This is a genomic window from Chitinophaga tropicalis (assembly GCF_009758205.1).
GTDB classification, from domain to species: Bacteria; Bacteroidota; Bacteroidia; order Chitinophagales; family Chitinophagaceae; genus Chitinophaga; species Chitinophaga tropicalis.
The window spans coordinates 81,779-107,982 of the sequence record NZ_WRXN01000006.1 but is presented as its reverse complement, the minus strand read 5'-3'; the positions used below and the strand labels follow the sequence as shown (position 1 = coordinate 107,982).

Annotated in this window: 17 protein-coding genes; 10 read left to right on the top strand and 7 right to left on the bottom strand. The window is 46.8% G+C overall.

Annotated features, from left to right (window positions below):
* Positions 1-6 precede the first annotated feature (6 nt).
* From GO493_RS15060 to GO493_RS15040, 5 genes are all read right to left on the bottom strand, one after another.
* Entirely contained in the window at positions 7-1,416 is a 1,410-nt protein-coding gene (locus GO493_RS15060; protein WP_157307032.1) for a sigma-54-dependent transcriptional regulator, read from the bottom strand.
* 1 nt (position 1,417) lies between these two features.
* Positions 1,418-3,514: a histidine kinase dimerization/phosphoacceptor domain -containing protein gene (locus GO493_RS15055; RefSeq protein WP_157307031.1), complete on the bottom strand. Its 2,097-nt coding sequence runs from the start codon at positions 3,512-3,514 to the stop codon at positions 1,418-1,420.
* Between the two features lie 203 nt (positions 3,515-3,717).
* Complete coding sequence (locus tag GO493_RS15050; RefSeq protein WP_157307030.1) at positions 3,718-5,961, bottom strand: histidine kinase dimerization/phosphoacceptor domain -containing protein; 2,244 nt, start codon at positions 5,959-5,961, stop codon at positions 3,718-3,720.
* 386 nt (positions 5,962-6,347) lie between these two features.
* Positions 6,348-6,806, bottom strand: a complete 459-nt coding sequence (locus GO493_RS15045; protein ID WP_157307029.1) for a thioredoxin domain-containing protein — start codon at positions 6,804-6,806, stop codon at positions 6,348-6,350.
* A gap of 14 nt (positions 6,807-6,820) precedes the next feature.
* Complete coding sequence (locus GO493_RS15040; protein WP_157307028.1) at positions 6,821-9,100, bottom strand: TonB-dependent receptor; 2,280 nt, start codon at positions 9,098-9,100, stop codon at positions 6,821-6,823.
* A 598-nt stretch (positions 9,101-9,698) separates the two neighbouring features.
* Here GO493_RS15040 and tssD point away from each other — a divergent pair.
* The 10 genes from tssD (at position 9,699) to GO493_RS14990 (ending at position 22,045) form a co-directional block, all read left to right on the top strand.
* Complete coding sequence (gene tssD, locus GO493_RS15035) at positions 9,699-10,094, top strand: type VI secretion system tube protein TssD (RefSeq protein WP_157307027.1); 396 nt, start codon at positions 9,699-9,701, stop codon at positions 10,092-10,094.
* Between the two features lie 45 nt (positions 10,095-10,139).
* Positions 10,140-10,952: a hypothetical protein gene (locus GO493_RS15030; protein ID WP_157307026.1), complete on the top strand. Its 813-nt coding sequence runs from the start codon at positions 10,140-10,142 to the stop codon at positions 10,950-10,952.
* A gap of 1 nt (position 10,953) precedes the next feature.
* Positions 10,954-11,517 (top strand): hypothetical protein, encoded by a 564-nt coding sequence (locus GO493_RS15025; RefSeq protein ID WP_157307025.1) that lies wholly within the window; start codon positions 10,954-10,956, stop codon positions 11,515-11,517.
* 25 nt (positions 11,518-11,542) lie between these two features.
* A complete protein-coding gene (locus GO493_RS15020) occupies positions 11,543-13,384 on the top strand; it encodes a type VI secretion system Vgr family protein (RefSeq protein WP_157307024.1) in 1,842 nt (613 codons plus the stop codon).
* A gap of 17 nt (positions 13,385-13,401) precedes the next feature.
* The gene (locus GO493_RS15015; RefSeq protein ID WP_157307023.1) at positions 13,402-14,760 is read left to right on the top strand and encodes a hypothetical protein; all 1,359 of its coding nucleotides are present in this window, start codon (positions 13,402-13,404) and stop codon (positions 14,758-14,760) included.
* A 50-nt stretch (positions 14,761-14,810) separates the two neighbouring features.
* The gene (locus GO493_RS15010; protein WP_157307022.1) at positions 14,811-18,893 is read left to right on the top strand and encodes a DUF6531 domain-containing protein; all 4,083 of its coding nucleotides are present in this window, start codon (positions 14,811-14,813) and stop codon (positions 18,891-18,893) included.
* 16 nt (positions 18,894-18,909) lie between these two features.
* A complete protein-coding gene (locus tag GO493_RS15005; RefSeq protein ID WP_157307021.1) occupies positions 18,910-19,731 on the top strand; it encodes a hypothetical protein in 822 nt (273 codons plus the stop codon).
* Positions 19,732-19,937: 206 nt separating this feature from the next.
* The gene (locus GO493_RS15000; protein ID WP_157307020.1) at positions 19,938-20,687 is read left to right on the top strand and encodes a dioxygenase family protein; all 750 of its coding nucleotides are present in this window, start codon (positions 19,938-19,940) and stop codon (positions 20,685-20,687) included.
* A 166-nt stretch (positions 20,688-20,853) separates the two neighbouring features.
* Positions 20,854-21,360, top strand: a complete 507-nt coding sequence (locus tag GO493_RS14995) for a hypothetical protein (protein ID WP_157307019.1) — start codon at positions 20,854-20,856, stop codon at positions 21,358-21,360.
* A gap of 1 nt (position 21,361) precedes the next feature.
* Entirely contained in the window at positions 21,362-22,045 is a 684-nt protein-coding gene (locus GO493_RS14990; RefSeq protein ID WP_157307018.1) for a pirin family protein, read from the top strand.
* A 94-nt stretch (positions 22,046-22,139) separates the two neighbouring features.
* Here the strand turns inward: GO493_RS14990 and GO493_RS14985 are convergent, their stop codons facing one another.
* Complete coding sequence (locus GO493_RS14985; RefSeq protein WP_198315724.1) at positions 22,140-24,521, bottom strand: TonB-dependent receptor; 2,382 nt, start codon at positions 24,519-24,521, stop codon at positions 22,140-22,142.
* 122 nt (positions 24,522-24,643) lie between these two features.
* On the bottom strand, positions 24,644-26,002 hold the full coding sequence (locus GO493_RS14980) for an alkaline phosphatase family protein (protein WP_157307017.1): 1,359 nt from the start codon (positions 26,000-26,002) through the stop codon (positions 24,644-24,646).
* Between the last annotated feature and the right edge of the window lie 202 nt (positions 26,003-26,204).

Below are 26,204 nucleotides of genomic sequence, written 5' to 3'. Positions count from 1 at the left end.
TCGGGACTATAATGTATGCCGCTTCACAATCCCTAACTTCTTCATTTTCGAAGCCAGCGTGGAAGGCGGCAGGTTTAACAGCTCAGCTGCACCACCAGGACCGGATATCTTGTGATTACATTGTTTCAGTACTGCCAGTATATGATCCCGCTCCATTTCCACAATGGTTTTAATAGATCTGTCTGCAGATATTCCTACCGCTGTTTCCTTCTTTTCTTCCTGTACCGGCAATACCACATCCTTCAGTATGCTATCACGTGAGAGCAATACACTCCTTTCGATAAGGTTCTGCAGCTCCCGTACATTTCCCGGCCAGTTGTATTCCATCAGCTGCCGAAGCGCCGCCGGCGATATGTCATGCACCTGTTTCCCCGCAGCAACGGCATACAGCCTGATAAAATGAGATACCAGCAGCGGAATATCTTCCCTCCTTTCCCGTAACGCAGACAATATGATAGGGAATACATGCAAACGATAATAGAGGTCCAGCCGGAAACGGCCTTCCGCTATCTCCTTTTCAAGATTACGATTGGTAGCGGCAATAATACGCACATTCACTTTCACAGGCCCGTTACCGCCGATGCGTTCTATTTCTTTCTCCTGTAATACTCTCAGCAATTTCACCTGCATATCTGCCGGCATATCTCCTATTTCATCCAGGAAGATAGTACCACCATCCGCCCGTTCAAACTTGCCAATACGCTTTTCCAGCGCACCGGTAAAAGCGCCCTTCTCATGCCCGAACAACTCTGATTCTATCAGGTGTACCGGCAATGCAGCACAGTTCACTTTTATAAAAGGCTTGGACTTCCTGGGCGATAAGTTATGAATACAGTTAGCCACCCCTTCTTTTCCCGTACCCGTTTCTCCCAGCACCAGCACAGAAGTATCCAGCGGAGCTACCTGCTTTATCAGGTCAAATACCCTTTGCATCACGTCACTATCACCAATAATACCCTCAAAGCTGGGAATGACCGGTTGTTTATCTTTCCTGTCAGACGGCTCCGGCACCAGTCTGCCGGAAGGATTCACCTTCAATTGCCTGCTATGCTCATGACGGTAACGCGCAATATCCAGCGTTACCAGCAGGTCTTTTTCACGGAACGGTTTTATAATAAAGCCATAAGGCTGTGTTACTTTAGCCTCTTCCAGCACCTGCCTGTTACAGTTGGCAGACAGGTATACGAATGGGATATTACTTTTATTAAGCTCCCTGGCCAGGTCTATGCCGGTCTGTTCTCCTTTCAGAAAAATGTCCAGCAATACAAGGTCAGGTTTGTTGGTCCCAATGATCTCCAGCGCCTGGTGTACAGAACGGGCTATTCCACAGACCTTGTACCCCGCTCTTTCAAGCGTTAAACGGATGTCTCCTGCTACGATGAGCTCATCTTCCACGATCATAATTTTTTCATCCATACTACGCAGTTTTGTTAAGTACATTCTTTATTGCAGGAGTGCTGTTTCTGGTATGCGGTGGTTTAAATATCAGCATAACAGTTGTTCCCTTTTCTCCTTTGACAGATAGTGAACCATCCAGTTGCTCACTCAGGGTTTCCATCAGCAGCAATCCCATTGACGAATGTTTATGTTTTTCAAAATCGGGAGGTAATCCCTTACCGTCATCCTTTATTGTTAATAAAAGATACTCTCCCAATGTACAGTGCAATGATACAGTTATTGTTCCTTCTTCTTTCTCTGTGAAAGCATACTTAAGTGCATTGGTCAGCGCTTCATTCAGGATCAGCCCTACCGGCACCACCTGGATCACATCCAGCCAGACGGGCGCTATTTCCAGCTGAAAGCTGATCTGCTGTGTACACACGAAACTATCCTTAAAATATGCTACCAGTTCCTGTGTATACAACTGCATATCTACAGTAGAACGACCTTCAGACAAAAATAATTTCTGGTGGATCAGCGAAATGGCCTGCATTCTGCTCCGGCTTTCCCGGATCACTTTCACTGCTACCTTATTATCAAGGTAAGCCGTCTGCGTGTGCAACAGGCTGGTGATGGTCTGTAAATTATTCTTTACCCGGTGATGGATCTCCTTTACCAGCCATTGCTTCTCTTCCAGCAATGTACCTTGTGCCAGCAGCAAGGTATGCAGCGCTTCATGCTGTTCATTGATAGCCCTCCGCTGGGTTTGTAACTGCCGGTGAATGGCCCGTTTCATCTGGTAACGGTTATATCCCATAACCAGCAGAATGACCAGCAATGTAGCTCCTCCTGTTATTACACCGCCTGTGAGCCGGGTATGGTTCAATGCGGCCTGTTGTAACCGGCTCTGCTCTTTCAGCAAACGGATATCCTGGTCTTTCAGACGTATGGCATGGTCTTTCCTTTCCGTTTCGTACTTTACCTGCAACTGTGCTATCTGCCGGCTTTTAGCCTCTCCGTAAAGAGAGTCGTTCAGCAGCTTATACTGCTGATACCAGTCTATGGCGGCCAGCGATCTGCCCAATGCAGAATCGGCTTTGAAGAGGTAAAGATAATCGTTCAGCAGCTCATGAATATAACCTCCCTCTTCACAATATTTCTTATATGCTTTGCCATAGCGGTATACCTGATGGTATTGCCCTGTTGCCAGGTAATAATTGAGCACTGCTGCAAAGACCACGTCCTGCATATAATTAGATGCAGAAAAAGTTTTTGACAACTCCTCCAGCTGTTGTATATATTTCGCTGCTTCCCCATACTGCTCCATGCGGACGTAGCTGCCGGCAAATCCGGCGGCTAAGGTAATTTTATCTTCATTGGAAGTAATGGGGTACCGGTCCCTCATATCTTCCAATACACTAACAGCATCTTCCGGCTGGCCCAGGCGCTGAAAGGAATTGGCAATGTTGGGCCCCAGCGTCAGGATGGCAATGGTATCCCTGCATTTAACCGCTATGGCCATGGATTGCTGGAAATAATACAGGGCATGCTGATAGTCTGTCAGATGATAATATGTCAATCCCAGCCGGTTATAGATAGTGCATAACAATGCTGAAGAGTCTTGCTGCTCTTCCGCTGTTTGTGCGGCCAGAAAACCATATTGTAATGCCTTGTCATAATCGCCCATCTGGTCCAGCACATTTCCCAGGAGATTATATACGCCCTGCAGCTGCCTGCATGACACCTGCCGGTATAGCGCCAGGGAGTTTTCCAGTGTGGTCCTGGCAGGTTGCAGCCATCCCCGGTGATTATAACAATCGCCCAGCCGCTGTAATGCCATGGCTTCTTTCAGTGTATTACCGGTACCTTTTAACAGGAATATCGCCTGTTCATAGCAACCGGTCCTGCAGGTCAGCTGTTCTTCGTCATAGATATTATAGGTTTCCGCCTTTGCCATCCACATATCTGCCAGCGCTTCACTGATGGGATGTGTAACGGGGCGGGTTTCCATCCAGGCATCAATACCCGTTTGCTGCGCCATTGTAGTAAATGGCAGCAACAACACTGTTATACAGATCAGTATCCCGGATAACCTGTCAGAATATTTTATATGTATGGCCTCTTCTTCTCCCATAGTGCAGTTTTTCCATCTCCCGGTTGAATTATGTTATTAATGCTACAACTTACGCATTACACTTTTCCAGCGGCTTTTGTTCATGTTTCCTTATTGCTACAAGTTTTTCATTATTGGGATAACTGGTTAGCATAGTATCTGAAAATAGAATGGCTTGGGCTACGGAGCGACTATCTCCACGAAAATTACAATATTTTTCATGATCAGGCAATGGTATCGGAAAGAGGTTGTTGTTTAAATGTGACAGTGACAACTACTCCGCCGGCATTCTTAATAGTCAGTACTCCTTCCAGCTGCTCTGTCAGTGTATCCATCAACCTGGCGCCCATAGAGCCCCTGGTAAGGATATCAAAGCCCTCCGGGAAGCCCTGCCCATTATCTGCAACAGTGAGTGCTAAAAGATTACTACCGGTATATTGCAGGGATACAGTTACAGTACCATGCGCCATTGAGGGGAAGGCGTATTTGATAGCATTGGTAACGGCTTCATTCAGGATCAGTCCTACAGGGACGGCCTGCGATACGTCCATCTGCACATCTGCTATCTGCAGGTCAAAATAGATCCGTTGTATGTCTGAAAAATTGTCTTTCAGATAACTTATCAGTTCCCGTATGTACTGCTGCATATCTATCAGCGCCATGTTCTCTGACTGGTATAGTTTCTGGTGGATCAGGGAAATGGCCTGCATGCGGTGCCTGCTTTCCCGGATGGCATCCAGGGCATCTTCATCATGCAGGTATGCTGCCTGTGTATTGAGTAAACTCATAACTATCTGCAGGTTATTCTTTACCCGATGATGTATCTCCTTCACCAGCCATTCCTTTTCATCCAGTAATTTATTCTGCATGGCGATCAGCTCCTGCAGGGAAAGGTTTTGCTGGGCAATTTCCTGCTGCTGTTCCTGTAATTGCTGATTACTGCGTTGCTTCAGCTGATAGCGGTTGAAGCCCAGTACCAGCAGTAATAATAACATTCCCGCGCCAGCAATGATCACGTTGCGGATGAGCCGTGTCTGTTTCAGATCAGCTTCTCTTAATAAGCCCTGGCGGGTAAGTAATTCAATGTTCTGTTGTTTTAACCTGATATCCTGGTCTTTCTTCTCTGTTTCATACTGGATCTGCAGCTGCGCTATCTGCCCGCTTTTTGCCACATTGAACAGTGAGTCTGTAGTAGCTTTGTAAAGCTGGTAATGCTGAATAGCCTGGGGATACTTTCCCAATGCAGAATCAGCTTTAAACCAGTAAAGATAACTCTGGGACAGAGGTTTCAGCATTCCCAGTTTAGTGCTGGCTTCCATTTGCAGCCGGCAGTACATGGCTGCGCGGCCGTATTTCCGGGTAGCGAGAAAATACTTTATTAAGGCATTACAGGCCAATACCAGATTGAAATGCGGCTCCTTTACCTCCGACACTAATGTTTCCAGCTCATGAACATATACTCCGGCATTGGCATACTGTTTCATATCTGTATAAGCTATTAACTTAAGTACCTTTATCCGGAACATCACATCGGGCGCCACAGGTTTGTACCTTTGAGAAACATCATCCAGCAATACCAGCGCTTCTGCAGGGTTCCTCTGTTTGATATAAATACCCGCCATATTGGCGAATACTGTAAGAATAGCTGCTGTATCGTGCAGGTGTTGGGCAACCAGCAGGGATTTGCGTGCGTATATCAGCCCCTGTTCCGTATTTCCCATATCTGAAAAAGTAACGCTCACCCTATTATAGATCGTACATAGCTGTGTAGAAGTGTCTTTCAGTGTTTCTGCGGTCCTGACAGCCAGCAGGCCATAGCTCAGGCCTTGTTTGTAATCTCCCATGGCTGTGGCGACTATCCCCAAAAGATCGTAAATAGCTTGTAGTTCTTTATAATTGTTTTCCTTATATAATTTGAGAGCCTGCTGTAATGCCGGAAGCGCTTCCCTGTATTTGCCCCCGAAGTGATAGCAATCGCCCATTATCATCAGCGTATTAGCTTCATTTATTTTCTGTCCTGTTTTCCGGTAGAGGGGAATGGCTTGTTCATATAATTGTATTTTATGTTCTAACCGGGCATCTTCATAAATACTGTAGTAATTAGCTTCTTCTACCAGGGCATCTGCCAGTTCTCCCTTCATATTTTCTTCAGTGAAAACCTCCCGGGCTTTTTCAGCAGCGGCTTTTCCTTTTTCAAGGCTTCCTTTTTCCCTGTAAGCTTTGGAGTACAGGTAGTAACATTTGCCTGTTCTTCCGTTGTCATGCAGGGAAGCGCTTAACCGGGCTGCTTCAGAGAGGAGGGTTAGTGAGCTGTCTAGAGTGGCTGGTTCCTCTCCGGGTTTGTTGATAAGGGCTGCTGCATGGTAGAGGAGCTGGTCTATTCTGCCGGTGTTTGTATCTTTTCTTTGCCCCTGGGTATGGGGAGTAAAGAGAGAGGTACAAAATAACAGCAGCAGTAGCCTGCACATAAGGGTACATGTTTAGGTAATTGTATGCAATAATCCGGTATTGTTTTTAATATTAATGGGAATTCGATGATATGTACAAGAAATTATATGATTTGGCAACAATTGTAAACTTCAAACAGGATTATCTGACAGAAGTGTAAACCTATATCAGGATTATACCGTGATGCGGAAGTGCTACCGCAATACATACACTAAACATGCTTATGACATGCTTATGACATGCTTGAAACATACTTGAAAGGTGGAGTTGAAGTAAGGTATAGATACCGCATAGATACTCCTACTCAAAGGCTACTATAAAGTATGGGTAGTGTATGGGCTGCGGTAGCACTTTAGCGCCACGTCGCTTTCTACTGGAAAGTGTCATTTTTTTATATCTGCGGACCTTAGGAATCCTGTTCATGCAGATATAAAAGCAGGAACCGGAGCAGCTCCCTGCTTTTCAGCATGCCGGCATAAGTTCCCTTCACCACATATTTCTCATCCAGCACCACCCAGGCAGGATAAGCAGGCTTATTACCAACCAGTTTTAATGCCAGCAGATGAATGCCATTGGCAGAACCATTGGAATAGAAAGTATAAGTAGTATCATTAAACTGTACCGGTGTATGCTGTTCAGCATCCAGTACCAGGAAATAGCAATCATTGCGAAGCACCTGCTGAACATCTGCTGAAGCGGAGATCTGCCTGTCCTGCAGCCGGCAGTAGGGGCACCAGCTGGTAACGATCTTTATTACCACAGGTTTTGGATGAACAGCCATACTATCTGCCAGCTGCTCAAAAGAAAGAGGCTCCTGCTGCGCATGCACAACGGCAGTCAACAACAGGAGCCATATGGTATTCATTAACACACGCATTGTTACCTGAACAAATTATACCTTACTCCCAGGAAACCACGGATGCCCTGTAGCGGAGCGTAATTATATTCTGTATCGAATGTATAACCATTAGGATTATTCACAGGATCATTCACATGCTTGTCAAACGGATCGAATGGACGCATCAAAGCATACTTTGGCACATAGTTCAACAGGTTCTTTACACCGCCATACACCTCCCAGCCTTTGGGGAATTTCTTTGTAAGCTGGATATTGGCAAGCATGAACCAGGGAGAATAATCTGGCCGGTAATCATTGTGCTGCACAGGCAGCCGCATAGGACCGTTCCAGTTGCCCGTCAGATCGGCAGAAAAGCCGGCAGGCAGGCTATAGCCTATCACAAAAGTACCTGACCAGGCGGGTGCATTCAGCTGGATAGATTTCTGTGACACGCCCACAGCGTTATCTTCCACCTGGTAAACATCCATATAAGATATACCTGTCATTATTTTAAGAGGAAAAGAAAACGCGAAGTCCGTATTGAGCGAGATACCACGGGAAACGGCATGTCCGCGCAGGTTATCATAAATGATCTTGTTGGGATCTGTATCAAAATCGCCCGTGATCTTATTGGTGAAATAAGAATAGAAGCCTGTTGCATCTATATTGATGAAGGCGTTATCCATCGTTATTTTCCACACATAATTAAGATTAGCGTTGTAAGACTTCTCCGGCTTCAGCGCTTCCGCCACAACAACTTCTCTTGAACCGGTCAAAGCGGCATGTTCTTCTGTGAACAGGTTCACTACGCGGAAACCTGTACCAAAGCTGGCACGCACAGTATGATCTGTATTAGGCGTCCATTTGTAAGCTATCCTGGGAGAATGGATATTGCCATGGTGTTTGTCATAGTCATAACGATATCCCAGTAACAGCTTATGTTTTGGAGCAAACACCCATTCATCCTGCACAAATATTCCGGGCAGCGGTGTCTTCATTGGTTCATTTACCTTACCATCTGCCCCTAAAGTACCGGGCGTATTATCATCATAATAGGTATACCGGAATGAAGCGCCAGCCAGCAGGCTGTGTTTTTCACCCAGTTGTTTGTCCCAGTAAGCCTGGGCAAAGGTCACATTCTGATCTGCCATGAAAGGGGTATGACCATAGTAAGAATTCTGGTTATGGCGATTGTAGGAGAATTGCAGCATGATCTTTTCTTTGACCGGCAACTGGTACATGCCTATCAGTTCCAGTCTTTTTGTATAGATGCTTTCTCCGTAGATGCTGTCAGAACCTCTCCATTGCCTGCTCCATTTCATATCGCCACCCCAGCGGTCCTCATATACATAACGCGCTGCCAGGCTGGCTACCCTGTTATCTCTTCGCTGAAATCCCCATTTATTGAATACAGAGATCCTCTGTTGCAGAGTAACATCCGTGAAGCCGTCATGATTCTTATCTAACGGATGCTGGTAGTTGAAGTAATTTACGCCAACAATGGATTGTGCGGAGCCTGCCTTTAACTTTACAGCGGCATCAACATTATATTCCTGCCAGGAAGTCCCGAATGCGTCCAGGCTCACTACCGGAGCTGTAGCAGGATTCTTCGTGATCACGTTGATAAGGCCTCCCATGGCTTCTGAACCATATAATGAAGAACCGGGGCCTTTTACTACTTCTATACGTTCTACCATACTAATAGGTATTCCGTTCAGCCCGTATACTGTAGATAGTGAGCTGACGATAGGCATACCATCTATCAGGACCATAGTATAAGGCCCTTCCATACCATTAATATGAATATCTCCTGTATTACACACGTTACAGTTCAACTGTGGCCGTACGCCGTTCACCATACCGATAGATTCAAACAGGGAAGGTGATGGGTTCTTCTGAAAATATTTAGGGGTATATACTTCTACCGGTATGGGGCTTTCTGCCCGGCTGACAGGTCTCAGCGTACCAGTCACCACCACATCGTTCAGTTTGGTAACGTCCTGCTGTAAAGTGATATTCACGGTTACGGGCGTATTGCCGGTTATGGTGACACGGCGGGTGTAAGGTCTGAATCCTGTAGCGGATGACTTTAATGTATAGCTTCCCGGCTTGACATTTTCCAGTTTGAAATAACCGGCAGAGTCTGTGGCTATGCCTTTACCGTTCTCTGCCAGGAAGATGCTGGCTAAGGATATGGGTTGACCGTCTGCCATGACCCGGCCGCGTATGGTTTGGGAAAAGGCAGGACTGGATATCAGTAAGAATACGACCGGTCCTGCGATTGAGAATTTTAGATATTTGAAAGTAGAATTAAGATACATTACAGAATATTATTTAGTCTTGTCTAAATTATTATTTTAGACAAATCTAATTTATTTATTTAGATTTTTATATAGTCAGAGTTGGGTTTTTAGAATTTAGGGAAGAGCGAGTGGCAACATGAGCACAAAAAATGAGTTTCGCCTTCGGCAAAACTCATTTTTCGTGCAGTTTTTTTTTTGCGCTGCGTGCGGCTATTAAAGAATGGAACTAAATAAAAACGCCCGGAGCAAAAGCTCCGGGCTTCGTTTCTAGCATCATTATTTATCTGATCTTAGATGGGTCAAATCTCTTTACGGGATTATGACCACAAAGCTAACCGGCGGTGGGTTGCTGCTCAATGATGGAGGTCAGGGAAAAGAATGACACTGGGAAGAATTATTTAAATAATATATCAAGTAACTGAAAACCAGTATTTTTCCAATGACAAATGATAAAACATAACCGGAAATGCGGAATATGTCTGGGAATGGTTAAATTCGCATGTAGCCATATATTGTAACCCGGTTTTAAATGTTTGCACCCTGGGTTGTGATTGGAATTCAGTTATTTAGTTAACAAACCCTGAAAAGTACCATATTAATTAAAAACCTGTAGACTATGTCTTTCAAATCAGTAATGCGTTTAGACGGCGAAGAAATGAATGTGATCAACTGCCACTATTCATTCACCCAAAGTATAGATCATAACGGCAAGCCGGCCGCTCGCCCCAAAGGAGGTCTTGTAACTGTTACACTGGAATCTGACGGTAATACAGAGTTGTTTGACTGGATGATCTCAAATACCAAGCTCAAAAGCGGCAGTATTATATTTTACAGGCGTGACGCACTTTCAAAAATGAAAGAGCTGCGGTTTAAGGATGCCTACTGTATTGAGTATCACGAAAGCTTTGCAGCTAAGGGAGAAACACCCATGGAAGTTCAACTCACTCTTTCCGCCCGTGAGCTGGAGCTGGGCAGCAGCAAGTTTGAGAACCCCTGGCCCGCCGGTTCATGACCTGAAGGAGCTTTTCACCCTTATTTTATTTAACTATATGTCTGCATGCCAAAGTACCAGTACACCAAGATATTTGAGGTGGACGCAAGAGGGGGACTATCAAAGGAAACCATCAGTAAAATACCCCGGCTTGCTACAGAGGGACATACCCCCACACGTTCCGGCAGATTTACCATTCTGACCATAGAGAAACATGTGAGTGGCGGAAGATGGCTCTTTTCCACGATCCCATGGGGCACTCCCATGAGAATAGACCCTGATGCAGTTTACATCAAGCTTAATAATAAATGGAGAAAACTCAGCTCCATGGACCCACGCTGGCTGGCCAGCTATAAGTCTGCGCCCAAACCTGAGCTGGAATTAAGAAAGATGATCCTGGACTACTATAAGCCCATGGGCGCTTACTTCGGCAATTCCACTCCTGATTCCTGGGTGTTCAATGACTTCGGACATGTGTCTGTAAAGTATTTCCGTGATACCAACAGGAATGGCATATTTGACAAAGGCAAAGAAGAAATTATAAGCGACTTTATACATACCACTCCACCGGATGAAGCGCAGACCGCTTACAATAACCGTAATAAGCAGCCTGACAATATCGCCCTCAGTTATTCACATGGCTGTATCCATGTGAAACCTAATGATATTGATAAACTGATCTCCAATGGTTATGCCCGCAAAGGCATTATCATAGAGATACATCCTTATTCAGCCACCCTTAACGCTCCCGTTTCTTTTCTGAGCAACGATGGCAGCCAGCCACATGAACTGCATTTCTTTCCCATGAAAAGTACAGATATGAACCGTGTGGATGGCCAGGGGAAACTGATCGTTTATAAAGTCTCAAAACTGAATTAATATGATGCGCCCGCTTATATATATAGCTATTTTCTTTTCTCCGCTGATAGTTGCCTGTGGCAGCAGCCCGTCTACACATAAAACGGCAGACAGCAGCATCGGTACAACGCAGGATACGCGGCTGTCAGAAAAGATCATGGCCATAGCAGAGGCCCTTCCACTTATTCATGACAGCGCGGCAACGTTCCTGCCATCCCTCTTTTCACCAGCAGACAGTCTACATGTTTCTATAGACGGGAATTATACACATTTTGCCGGAAAGACCTTTGCCCTGGTGATAGAGAACAACCCGCAGGACAGTGTAAGAGATGTAATGATATGGCCCACGCCGGGCGGTTTCCTGCCGGTGTCATTACAGGAGCTTGGCACTAAAATGGACAGCGCCTGGAAACAGCAGCCTAATGGTCCTATAGCAGTAAAGGAACCGCCGCCGGCAGTAACAGCATATTATACGGACCATCATCACAGGAAAAAGAAATTCGTTGTACTGGGCCCATCCGGTCTGGAAACAGCAGAAGAACCGGGAATCACGGAAATTAATATCAGCGCTGACCTGCAACAATAACCCATCCTTTTAAAAATTCTTGACCATGGCTTTACATACAAAAACTTCGTTCTCCATAGCCGGCAAACAGTTTGAAGCCTTCAGCTCTATGACCCTGCTGCAAAGCAGCAACAACCACCACGAGTTTGAAATACTGACCAGCTATGACTGGTTCCAGCAAATGGGCGCTAACCTCTTCACCGCTTCCAGGCAATTTCTGGGTGAAGAGATCAATATAAATGTAGAACCTGTGGAAGCGGCTGCGGGCCAGCAGAAACTTATATTCAAAGGCATTGTCACTTCCGTATCTACCGGCAAGGAAAGCGACGGCACACATGGTTTCTGTGTGATAAAAGGGTACAGTCCCACAATCCTGCTGGATAATGACCCGCATGTACAAAGCTTCGAAAGCCAGTCCCTGCAGGACATTGTGGGCATTGCACTGAAAGGCGCCCCGCCCAATGTGCTGAAATCGTCCGTTAATCCTGACACGAAAGATGTGCAGAAATATATTGTTCAGTACCGTGAAAATAACTGGCAGTTTGTACGCCGGCTGGCCGCCCGTTACGGGGAATGGTGCTTTTACAACGGACAACAGCTGGTATTTGGCAAAAGCACGGGCGATAAAACTACACTCACTCACCAGATAGATCTTACCGAATTTGATATAGAGCTGTCAGTACAACCAGGTAACGTTCGCTTTAACGGGTACGACTACAGGCAGGACAGTGTGGTGGAAAGTGATACGAAGAGCCAGTCGCCCGGGAAACTGAATGCCCATTCCACTCACGCGCTGCAGATCAGTGAGAAGCTGTATGGCAAGGAGTCATTGTATAAGATGAACTATGCTTTCAACAGCAGCGCCAAAACACAGATAGATAAGCTTGCCAGGCTCAGGAAGAAAGATGCCATTGCGCAGATGGTAACCCTGAAAGGCAGCAGTATCAACACTTCTCTGAAGATAGGCGACATTGTGAATGTAAAAGAGGCTGTATTCTCCCAGGAGCAGCATGGTGAGTTCTTCATCACCAACATCCGTCATTACTGTGAAGGCAATGGCAACTACTACAATATGTTTGAAGCTATTCCGGCAGATGCAGCGGCTCCGGAGATACGACTGGACAGCTTCCCGCACTGTGAGCCACAATCCGCCACTGTTGTAGAGAATAATGATCCTAAGGGGCTGGGCCGTATCCGGGTGAGGTTCCGCTGGCAGCAGCAGGGCATTTCACCGTGGATACGTGTAGTATCGGCCTCCGGTGGAGGCGATAAAGGCTTCTTCATGATACCTGAAGTAGGTGAGGAAGTGATCACAGACTTTGAAGGCGGCAACGCAGAGCTGCCATTTGTAATAGGCACCACTTATAACGGGAAGGCCAAAACCAGTTATGGTAATGCCGGCAATGATGTGAAAGCCCTGAAAACGCGCAGTGGCAACACTATCCTGCTTAATGACGCCGCCGGCAGCATTACTGTAACAGATAAGAACGGCAGCACCATGGCGATGGACGGAGCCGGCAATATTACTGTACAGTCGCAAACGCTGATCACCGTTAAAACGGACGATAAGATCATACTGGAAGCGCCTAACTCTATAGAGATGCATTCCAAAAAGATCAACATCAACGGTAAGGAAACTGTGCTGGTAGGCGAAGGCGCTACATTGATCACAGTAGATAATACTGCTACCAAGATCACTTCTAATGCCAAGTTCGTAGATACTGTAGCTACGCAGAAGCTCTATATGAAAGGTGATGCCAATGTAAACGTAGTAACAGCAGCATACCAGAGCGATGCCCCCAGCACCAATATTAACGGGGAATCTGTACTGATAGACGGCAAAAAGATCACTAACGTGAACGGTGGTATGCTGAACCTGAACTGCTGATCTCTCAAAAGAACATTATGAGCTTTATTGAACATAATCCTATCTCCCATCGTATAGACCTGATGCGTGCACGCTGGCACCAATATGTGCAGCCTGACGTACAGATAATACGCTGGCTGGTGGAACCCGATGAAGTGCAGATGGTAGAAGGATTTTTCCGGCTGGAATCATCGCCTCATGGCCAGCTGCCGGAGCTGTTCCTGAAACTGGCCACTCCCTTCTATGAAGAACAGGCATATGAGAATGCTATGCTGGAAGAGTGGCTGCACCGCTGGGAAACACCCGAAGGCCAGCAGGAGCTGCAAGCCACCGGCATCACTGTACAATATAATGCAGCACAATACCGGCAAGCCCTGAATGCCGGACACGATGCCGGAAAAATATTATGGAAGGCACTGGAAGACTTTGCTACCAATATATCCGGATTTGATGGCAAGCTGGTACTTTTTATCTGGCCGGAGGAATGCGCCTTCCCAAAAAAATGGGCCTCGTGGCTGCAGCAGTTCCTGGAGCCGGGCATACCACCGCACCTGCGTGTCATGTTGTTTGATGTAAAGAAACAGGAATACCTGCAGCGCTGTGCCGCACTGAAGCATGCAACTACTATACCTGCCAACCTGAACATGCGGGAAGCAATAAGACAAATAGCCACCAGCGGCAATCCTCACAATCCCACGGTACAGTTTAACCAATGTATGTTCAACCTGGGAGACGCTCTTTCCCGCCGGAAGTTACGGGAAGTGCATGAATGGGGACAAAAGGCCGTGGCTGCAGGTAATAAAAGCGGGCAGATAAGTCTTGAGGCCACCGGTGTAATAGGTTATGGCAGCGCCTTATTTCAGCTGAAAGAATATCCTGATGCTATCAGGCAGCTGGAGAGGGCAGTACAGCTTACCTCCCAACCTGCACAGACCGGAGATATGAGCGCCGGCGGCGTGCTGGTACAGGCGCATGCTTTCAGAGGCGCCGTCTATTACCGCACCCGCTCCTGGAAAGATGCAGAAATTGCCTACCGGCAAATGGGTGAAGCCGCCACACAGCTGCAGATGCCTGTTATGGCAATGGAAGGCTGGCGGCAGGCTGCACATGCCTGTGAAAAACATGGTAACCGCAAACAGGCATTTGAATACTTCCAGCATGCATATAAAGCCGGCCTGGGATTAGATCCTGAAACCCGTAAAGTAACGGCCTTTCCACTGGTGGCAGCAGCCCTTCACCTGCAGGCTAAAGCACTGAAAGAAACCGCCTTGCAGCAGGATATAGAAACACAATTACAACAGATACTGGGCCCCCACTGGGAACAGCAGATCAGGAACTATAAGGCCAGCGTGCCCAAAGGGAACAGGCCCATGCCTGAAATGCTGGCCAACCACTGATCAACACTCCGCCTATTGACCCATACCCTGAAAGCCAAAAACATTTGACTATGCAACTGGCATCAAAACACCTGGATGTGATATTAGGCGTTGACTTCCACTTTGTTAACGCCCCTACTCCTTTTGTACTCTTACCCCATCCCTTCATAGGGATGGTGCTGGATATATTTGATTATTTACCTTTTATAGGATCTACTGTTCAGATCAACGGTAAAAAGCGCTCCAACTCCGGTACTGCCGGTACACTGATCACTTATTTCCATATTCCTTTCGGCCTGGGATTTACACTGGCTCCGCTTATTGCACATGACGCAGTGATGTTCTTTGGTCATAAGAATACCTCCGCAGAAGGCGCACTGATGAGCGGCTCTCTCTTCCCGCTGATGAGCTGTCAGTGTATAGGCCTTCCGCTATCCCTCAGCATTAACAAGATAAAGCCCAAGAAATTCAAGCTGGTGCCCGGACGTTATTTACCCCTGTCCATGTCATTGCCTATTCCCTGGGGAAAGCCGGTGAATGTAGGTTCTCCGCTGGTGCCGGATTTCGGGGCAGCTATTATGCGGTTATTAGCAGGTGCTTTGTTTGGCTTCCTGGTGAAAGCAGGTGTGAGAAGAGTGGCGAACAGGCTAAGTAAGCTCATGGCTAAGGGAGGCCCCAAAGCGGCCAAAGCAGGTAACAAGCTGAAAAGCGCAGTATGCCGCACCATTGGCGATCCTGTAGATCCCTCCAGCGGACGGATGATGGTGACCGCGGAAGATTTTTCCCTGCCCGGCCCTATACCTCTTGCATGGAAACGTTTTTACGATACCACCTCTGAATATGAAGGCCCACTGGGTTACGGCTGGCATGGCCAATATGACTGGGAGCTGGAACTTCTTCCGGAAGAAGGGCTGATACTGCTGCGCATGGAGGAAGGACGTTATATGGCAGTGCCTGTACCTCCGCCCGGTCAGTCGTATTTTGACAGGGAAGAGCGTATTACTGTGTTCCAGGATGAAAAAGGATTTGGTGCAGCCGTGCATGATAAACACCTGACCTACCGTTTTGCTGGTGCACGGCAGCAGAAGCTGGTGAAAATAGAGAACAGGTCAGGACATTATATCCTCTTCAATTATAAACAGGGCTTGCTTAGCAGCATAAAAGACAGTGCCGGCCGCTTGCTACAGGTCACCAACGATAATTCAGGCCGTATTGAAAGCATTGCACTGGCAGGAGGTGATGAATACATCCTGCTTACCAGTTACACATATAACAAAGAGAACGATCTTGCCGCCACCACCGGCGCTATGGGAAAATCTACCGTGATGGAATATCACCGGCACCGGATGACAGCCAAAACCGACCGTAATGGCGTTACCTTCTACTGGGAATATGACCAGCAAGGCAGATGTGTACATACCTGGGGACCGGAAGGAAAGCTGGAGAACAAGCTGGAATACCTGCCGGACGAGACGATCGTTACAAACTCCCTGGGGCATATTACCCGGTACGGCTTTAATGGGGCTGGTATGGTTGTAACTGAGACTAACGCGCTGGGGTATACTAAGTCCTATACATATAATGAGTATAATGAGTTGCTGACAGATACAGACGAACTGGGGCGCACTGTCTCTTTTGCATATGATGAATGGGGTAACGAAATTGCCGTTACCCAACCTGGAGGCGGCACATTGAATACACAGTACGAAAACTTCCTGCCTGTATTCGTAAAGGATGAAGCAGGCAAAGGCGTTGTAATATCGAAATACAATGAACAGGGCCAGCTGGTGATGCGTATAGGGCCTACCCAGGATGTAGAACAATACTCTTACGAGAACGGCCTGCTGAAAACTATTATCGAACCGGATGGCCAGGAGACTACATTGCATTTTGACGCACAGTGTAATCTTGTAAAGGCAGAACACCCCGGTAAGCTTGTATCTGAATGGGAATATGACGCCATGGGCCGATGTGTATGGCAGAAAGACCAGGAAGGCAATGAACAATGGTTCCGTTATGACCTTGAAGGCCGCGTTGTAACGCACGAACTGGCAGATGGTAACCAGTTGCTCATGCAGTACGATGCCTATGATAAGGTGATCTACGCACGCGATAAACAGCACGAAGTATCTTTTGAATATACAGTGCTTGGCAGCCTTCGCACGCGTATCCAGAATGGTACAAAAACAGAATACCGTTATGATAATGAGGAACAGCTCCGGGCCGTACGTAATGAAGCCGGAGATTTCTATACATTCCTCTATGACCCTACCGGTATGCTCATGGAAGAGAAGAGCTTTGACGGCCTTACCCGCCGCTACCAGCGGGACGCTGCAGGTCAGATCACCACTGTAATACGCCCCGGCGGTAAACAGACCCATTATGAATACGATGCCAATGGCAACATGATACGCATCGAATATCATGATGGTACTGAAGAGCTGTTTACATATGATAACAACGGGCAGATGACAGAAGCCGTTAACGAGAACGGTATTATTCAACTGGAAAGAGACCCGGCGGGAAATGTGATCAGTGAAATACAGAACGGCATACAGGTACTTACCCGTTATGATAATACCAGCAGGCGCACCAGCGTGACAAGCAGTCTGGGAGCAGAGCTCAGTTTCTCATACAACCATCTGGGTTATCTTGAAAATGTGATGGCTTCCATGGGGCACCAGCAATGGTCTGCCAACATTAAACGAAGCGTTTCAGGACTGGAACTGGAACGCATGCTTCCCGGAAAAGTATGGCAGACCTGGCAGTATGATACCCTTACCCGGCCTGTTACCCAGGAGGTATTCAGCAATAATGAGCTGAAGCGCAGCAAATCATACCGGTGGAAATCTGACGATAAGCTCTCAGAGATCTTCAACAATCTGAATAATAAGAATACGCGCTTTTACTATAATGAAGATGGTTTCCTGACAGGGTCCAGTGACGAGGATGGCAACCGCCTGTACCGCGTACCTGATGAAACCGGCAATATCTATGAAGAACCGGTAAAACGGGACCGCCGCTATAACAAAGCGGGGCAATTACAGGAGAAAGGCACCGCCAGTTACCAGTATAACGAAGAAGGCGCCCTGATAAGGAAAGTCACCAGCCAGGGAAAGACCTGGCGGTATGAATGGTATGAAAGCGGGCTGCTGAAGAAGGTGATACGGCCGGACAGAAAAGAAGTGACCTTCACTTATGACGCCCTGGGAAGACGTATCAGCAGGACGTTTGAGGAAATCACTACCCGCTGGGTATGGAATGGTAACAACCTGCTGCATGAATGGCAGGAAGCGGCGGTATCGCACGTCAGCACCAGCGGTCAGCTGGAACATCCCAAGCCGGAAAATCCCATCACCTGGCTTTTTGAAGAGTACACCCAGATACCTATGGCAAAGATCACTGCCGATGATACTTTTTCTATTGTCTGTGATCAGTCGGGCGTACCTGTAGAGATGTATAACTCCTCCGGGAAAAGGGTATGGGAAGCTATCATGGATATCTACGGCAGGATACGGGTCATTACCGGCAGCCGCACTGACTGTCCTTTCCGTTTTGAAGGGCAATATGAAGATGCAGATACCGGTCTTTACTATAACAGGTTCCGTTATTATGCACCCGAGGAAGGTATCTATATCAGCGCCGATCCCCTCGGTATTTTTGGGAACAACCCCAATCTTTACGGATATGTGGCTGCTCCCTTTATGGAAGCAGACCTGTATGGGTTGATGCCTAACAACACTCCCCTGGGTGATGCGGCAGAGAAACGATTCATTGAGATGCTGGAGAAACGAGGCTTCAATGTTTACTCAGCCATTCAGAACAATTCAAAGAACGGGATAGATATTATTGCACAAGGCCCGCTTGGAAAAAAGGTTTATGTCTTTGAAGTTAAAGCAAATAGCTCAAGGTTAAGTAAATTGCAGAAAGCAGATGATTATGTAAAGGACATCCTTAACGAAATCAGGACCAATGGTACTCTCAGACGCCAGCGAGTACCGCCGTCTATGGTGCGTAGAGCAAACGAAATTCTGAGGCAGATAGCTCAACACGGCGTTGAGGGCCACCAGGTGCGTTATGAAGTAACCAAACTAAGCTCCGGCAAGTATAAAGTGAAATTTAAAGAGATGCTCAAATGGTGTCAAAACGTTTAACAGTCTAATAAACAATATGAATTATAACACATTTCTCAAAAAGGAAACGGATAAGCTAAGGAAAGATCCCCTCCCTGAAGATGATATCCAGGAGTACAAGGCCATGGTTGTAGACGAGATCAATTCAAAGCTGGACAATAATGAGAGACAAGGCCTGGCCGAAAGCCTGGGGTTAGCCATCGGTATTCACCTGGACAATAATGCCAAGAATAAGATCCTGAATGGGGACAGCTCTGCCTGGGTACTGATTGAACAACAGACCTACTGGATGGCACACATTATCGAAAAGGTACCGGGGTCTATTCACATGGATTCAAGGAATTATGGTGGCATATTAGGTATGAGCATGCTCTGGGGATATGATGATCTTGCTGCGCTCATTGCTGCCGATGCTGAAAGAGAGTTTCAGAAGAACAGGGCAAAATTCGAAAGGTCTCAGGCTATTCATGTATTTATGGCAAGCCTCTATCGCAAATACAAAGACGGGACAATCCCCGAATACTTTAACATTCTTCCTCCTGACCATATCTACCAACGGTTGATAGCTTCCTGGCAGGACGAAGCTGCATATGCGAAACTAATGCCGGAGGTATGTGATTATCATCTGTACAGCGCTTATGACGATGGTAAAAATAAGATGCTGGAGATACTGACCTTCGATCTCATTCCTTTTGACATCCGCACTATTGAGCTGGTGAGGAAAAAAGAAGGGCTTCCTACTCCGGCCATTGATCATCCGTTATTAAAAACACCGCTGGCAGATATTCCTGCTCAAAGACCGGGATATGATCCGGCTTCTGATGAGATACTGCAGCTGGTTCTGAAGAACGAAAAATAAGCGTAGTGAAAAGAAACTGTACAAAAAATGCTTTTGCCTTCGGCAAAAGCATTTTTTGTTGTGAAGGGCCTGCGGCCGACCCGAAACCCAATTTGATGTATTCTGCCATTCACCGCAGAAATCCCCCGGTTCACCTCAAAACGCCGATGAACGGTTAAACCCCTGGTATCCTGCACTGTCATACTCCCGACCAAACTCACTGTGACATGGAAAGAAAACACTTCCTGAAAAACTCTCTGGCAGCTCTCGGGCTTGCAGCAATTGCTCCTCTGGCTAATTCCTGCGGAAAAGACTCAGACGCCACACCCACGACCACAACTGGTACAGATACTACAGGCACCAGTACCGGCACCACCTCAGGCGATTGTACAGTAACAGATACTGAAACAGAAGGGCCCTATCCAACGAAATCTCCTTCTTCCTATGTAAGAAGCGATATTACCGACGGACAAACCGGGGTTGCCCTCACCGTAAAGATCACTATCAGAAATGTAAACAATAGCTGTGCTATACTTGCCGGTGCATTGGTAGATATCTGGCATTGTAATGTGACCGGCTACTATTCAGAATATACGGTGAACCCAGGCGGAGGTTACTCCAGTATTAACTACACCTCTGCCCACTTTCTCAGGGGCCGGCAAGTCACTGACTCTAACGGGCTGGTTACTTTCACCAGTATCTTCCCCGGATGGTATGCTTCCAGGGCGCCGCATATTCATGCGCATATTTACAACTCAAGCGGAACTTCCCTGCTGGTTACGCAGATAGCTTTCCCTACCGATGTATGTAATACTGTCTATACTACTGCAACAGACTACATTGCACACGGTACCCAGGATACATCCAACAGTGCTGATTCCGTTTTCAAAGACTCCCTGGATAATGAGCTGGCTACTGTTACCGGTAGCGTATCAGGGGGATATACGCTGACACATACTATTTATGTGAAAGCTTAAACCTGCAATTGTTTACTCTGACTCAAAAATTGCTTCGCCTCCGGCAAAAGCAATTTTTGAGGGAGGGGTTCCGGCCTGAGATTGAGGGATTTGCTTTAGAATTAAGTTGCGATTGGAGTGAGAATAACTGGTTTCAGACATGTAGCTAATAAGAAAAAAATAACCGATGAAAAAAGGTATTATACGCCTGCTGTACAGAAAAGTCATTGACATCAATTCAAAGAAACCATGGGATAAACTGGTATTCGAAGCCACCTGGCAGGAGCTACTCATGCAGGCACAGTATTACAACCAGGAAAAGAAATACAACACCTTTGCTGAACTACTGGCTAATGTACCTAATGCAGAAAAACTGCATTTCCTGGTTACACCTTCCATTATCGGGTACTTACAACAACTTGGCGGGAAAGTACCGGATATCCTGAATAATACGGGTAAACATACTCTTCCCTTTGCCGGATACAGGTTTGAGATCATCAACTCTGACCTGAGAGATAAAAATAAACACCAGGTAGCTGTGAACTTCATTTCAGCACCACTTACCTGGTATGATACCATCAATAACATGCTGCTGGTATCTGTTAACAATGAACAGGAAAACGGGGAAACGCTGACAGAACTATTCTCTATGCAGCCTTACCTCAGCATCTATTCACTCAAAGAAACTGTCTGATATGCTACCTCAATCAAAGGGAAAGATGTTCCTTGCAGATGAACGCGGATTGAATGAAATGGCATGGTTCCGCACTTATAACACGTTCAATTTTGGCAGATATTACAATGAACATAAAACGCCTTTCGGCTCATTATACGTCCTGAATGAAGATATACTGGCTGGCGGTAAAGGGTTTAATATGCTGGTGGAAGAGCCGACAGATATTATTCTCCTGCCTGTAGTAGGGGCTATCAGCTTCAAAAATACAGAAGGACATAACGGCATCATAGAAGCAGGACAGGTACAGCTGCTGCACATGCAGAAAGGGACACAACTGGAAATAAGGAACCCTTATGAAAGCGACCTGGTTAAGTTCCTGCAGCTCTGGATCAAAATGCCTGCTATAGAAGAAACAACGCCTGTATCTGCGTCTTTTACCCTGGATAATCACCTCAGGGAGATATTTAACAGGGAGGGTTGTCACAGAGGAGCTATTGTAAAACTGGCGAGTAAGGAAGAAGCGGTATATAAACTTAGCAACCCGGAAAATGGCGTGTTTGTTTTTGCAATAGAAGGAGATATGGAAGCTCAGTACAGGTTGCTTTATGCGGGGGATGGGCTGGCGCTTTGGGAAGTGGAGGAAGTAGAAATCGAGGCGCTTTCGGCGAGTGCTATTGTATTGATCGTGGAAGTGTCTTTGTGATTATAGAGCGGAGGAATTGCTCAAAAAAAGGTTTGGCCTGCGGCCAAACCTTTTTTGAGAGGGAGCTTTAACCGGCCTGCGGTTGGTTAAAGTGTTAAAATTTCAGAGCCAGGCTACCCATGAAACGTGCTGGGGCCTGTGGTGTTAACCTTACAGACCAGGCCTTCTCACTTGTCAGGTTATCTACTTTAAAGCCTATACGTATCTTCTTCTGTTCATAGAAAACAGTAGCATCAAATAGCTGGTAAGAAGGAATGATGATCTTTGTTTTGATAGTATTTGTATGATAAGATTCACTACCACCATTACCACCGAAACCAAAACCAAAGCCATTCAGGGCTCCTTTAGGGAAGCGATAGCTGATCCAGAAATTATACATATCCGGCGGACCGGATAATCCCGGGCGCAGGCCATTCGTCATCCTGTCAGAGCGGGTCAGCTTGCTATCGTTATGTGCATATCCGGCAACTATATTCAGGCCTGGCAGCGGGTTGGCAGTCAGTTCTACTTCAAGTCCGCGGCTGCGTTGTGTACCATCCTGTATGCTATACTGATCATTCTGCGGGTCTGTACGAACAATGTCCTTTACCTGGATATCATAGTAACTCACTGTTCCCACCAGTTTATGATCAAACACGTCTGCCTTCACACCGCCTTCCAGCTGGTTACCCTGCTCCGGTTTAAATGTATTACCGTTGATATCTGAACCAGTTCTGTTAAAGAAACCGTTCATATAATTACCGAACAGGGAAACATGATCTTTCAATACTTCATATACTATACCCAGTTTCGGTGACAGCGCTGTCTGTCCATATTTCCCCGTATTGACACCTGTTGCCAGGTTAGTTGTGCCACGGCTTTCTATACGGTTTACACGCAAGCTGGCCATTACAGACAGGTTACTGGTGATGTTGAACACATCAGACACGTATACTGAATAGTTGTCATCTCCATTATTCTCTGCACGTAGGGTACCACTGGACGCCAGGTTATCAATGATCTGCCTGTTTATTTTAGTGGATGCAGTTTGTGTGATGAAGCTGATGGTTGGGCCGTTGATAGTTACCCTGTCAAACGAGTTGGAGTTATTGTAATAATCCAGTCCTAACACTACCCTGTTACGGAAGCTGCCGATATTAAAATCGCCTATAAAGTTCTGCTGGATATTAGTTGCAATGAAGGATGTGTTACCTCTCATTATTGATGCTCTCAGTGAAGTATCTGAGCGACCGTTCAATGCAGAGATGTATCCGTCTATAGTAGATCTTGCCCTGGAAACGATGGTCTGAGAAGTCCATTTCTCTGAGATCTTGTAATTCAGCTGGGCGAAGATGTTCATCATTTGTGTCTGGTAGGTAAGGTCGTTAGCCCCAAACAGCCTCTTGTAGGGGAACTTCATGTCTGCAATAGACTTTGAAACGACTACACTAGTATCGATATATGGGTTGAAACGTACTACAGAGGTACCGGTAGCCTGGCCAAACTCCACATCGAACAGCAATGCCAGGCGGTCATTGATCTGGTAGGAGAAGCTTGGCGCCAGGCTCAGGCTCCTGGTAAAGCCCTGGTCCTGGAAGCTTTTCTCGAATGTAGTGGCTCCGTTCAGGCGGAATAATATGGTTTTATCTGCATTTACAGGTGTGTTCACATCCAGTGTGAGGCGGTTGAAGTTCCAGCTGCCGCCGCTGTAGGACACTTCTCCACCGAAACCATTATATGGTTTCTTGGTCACCCTGTTGTAGAGACCGCCGTAGCTGCTGGAGATATTAGCTCCGAATAAAGTGGCAGAGGGGCCTTTGATGGCTTCTATGCGTTCCAGGTTGGCCGGATCGATGAAGGAGAAAGCAGCACCGGCAACGCCATTTCTGGCATTGGGCTCTGTATCGAAACCGCGGGAACGGAAGGTTACTCTGCCCTGGTTTGCGATCATCGGCACACCTGCTCCCGGTACGTTCTTAGAGATACTTGCCAGGTCCATTGCCATTTGTTCTGTGAAAAGTTCTTTAGGAACAACATTATATACCTGTGGGTTCTCCAGGTTCTTTAATGGCAGCCTGCTTACATACATGCTTTCCTTCTTGGAGAATTTGTTGGTAGTACCGACAATCCTTACTTCCTGTAAGGCCTGGATATTTTCTTTTGTGAACCGGTAGTTCAATTCAGCAGGCTGGCCGTCGGTTACTTCTACCGTGAAGTCTTCTTTGGGAGCACCCAGCATCTGAATGCGTACGGTATATTTACCAGGATAGAGGCCCCTGATCTGGTAGTATCCGTCATTATTGGTAAGAGTGCCTTTCTGCAGCTCTACTATTGATACTGAAACGAGTTCCAGCGGTTGATTGTCAAATGAGGTGATACGCCCCCCGATGGCGCCATGGTATTCTGTTTCCTGTGATCTTTCCTTGATTTGTCCCGTTGATAGAATAGGAGAAAAAAGCAGTGCTGACAGCACAACACGCCTGAACATTCTTAACATGCAGCAAATTTTGCGCAAAGGTAGGACGGATGAGGCCGGGCATGTTTATGGATTCGGGAAATTCTGGGGGAGTTTATTTATGGATTTGGGAAAAAGGGGGCATGGATGCCCCCCCAATAATATTAATTCTTTTTGTCTGCCACTATACCAGGATACAATACTCCGTCCGGTGCATCGAAGCTCAGTCCCAGCAACTTAGCAACAACAGGCGCTACGTCCTGCAGGCCCATTACCGGCACTACCGCTCCTTTTTTGATGCCTGCGCCGAAGCTCACAAAGCCGGTCTGCATTTCCGGAAAATCAGGGAAATATCCGTGAGTGCCACCACTGGCAGCCTTTACATCTGCATTTCCTTTATCGCCTCCGCCAAATACAACACCCTTAACAGGCGCCAGCGCTAATGGAACATCGGGATCAGCGCCTATGCTGTCCAGTTCTGCCCTTTCCACTACGCGGAACAATCTTTTCTTGCTGGCCGGAAGTTTTGCCAGGATAGCTTTCACCTTTGCCACCGTTTCCTTATCGTTCTTATCTTTCAGGTGCAGGAAGGCAGAACCTCCGGAAGGGTGGAACAGCGCTTTCCAGTTGTCTTTGCTACCGGGTTGAGAAGGAGTAGCAAAGCCGTTCTCTCTTAACCAGATATTGGGTTGCAGGGAAGTATGGATATCGGAAAAGCCATGATCTCCCAGTACAATAACGGCAGTGCTGTCTGCTATACCAGCTCTGTCCAGGGCTTCAATAATGGTTTTAACGGCCCTGTCGGCAGAGGCTACCGCCTGTCTTACCTTATCGCCATCACGTCCCTGTTCATGTTCCATATGATCTACACATGGCAGGTGGAGTGATACCAGCGCGGGTTTATATTGTTTAATAATATATGCTGCCAGGCGGGCTATATTATCATCTGCTGCAAGGAAGTCAGCATTGAGATCGTCTTCAGTCAGCTTACCTGTAGCGTTCTGTTGTGCTTCTTCCAGCAGTCCTGCGGGAGTAGCTTTGCTGGCTCTTATTGCCAGCTGCGCTTTTTCACCCGGCCAGGTCCATATTTCAGGGATATTGTAAGTGATAGGTGCTCCTACTGTTACCGGCCAGTTTACGGCGCCGGAGGTCAGGCCTGCTTTTTTAACGGCGTCCCACAAAGTAGGGACTTTGATCTCTGAGGCGTTCCAGTACCAGCGGCCGGGTTCATCCCAGGGTTCAAAGTAGGTGTTGTAATAGATGCCGTGATGGATAGGTAATGCACCTGTCATCATTGTTGTGTGAGATGGGTAGGTAACGGAAGGGAATACACCCTGTACTCCTTCTGCGTATACGCCTTTCTGCATCATCTGTCTGAGATTGACCATTCCCCAGGATGGGTCTTTGTAGAAGTCTGGTCGGAATCCGTCTATGGTTATCACGATGACGTGTTTAGCGGATTGGGCCATAGCGGCGGAGGTGAGTAGGACTCCGGCTATGAACAATAATAGTTTCCTTTTCATAGGGGTAAAATTAGAAAATAGGATAGTGGGGGTGTATTATTTGTAGGTTAAGAAAAGGGGGCTGTTTTCCTGAGCGAGGGGAATTGCGCAAAAAAAACGATTTCGTCTTCGGCGAAACCGTTTTTTTTCATGGGCGGCCTGCGGCCAGCTTTTTTTAAGTTGAGAGGCGCCGTAGTGAATCAGCTTAGTTTTGTGAGTACGT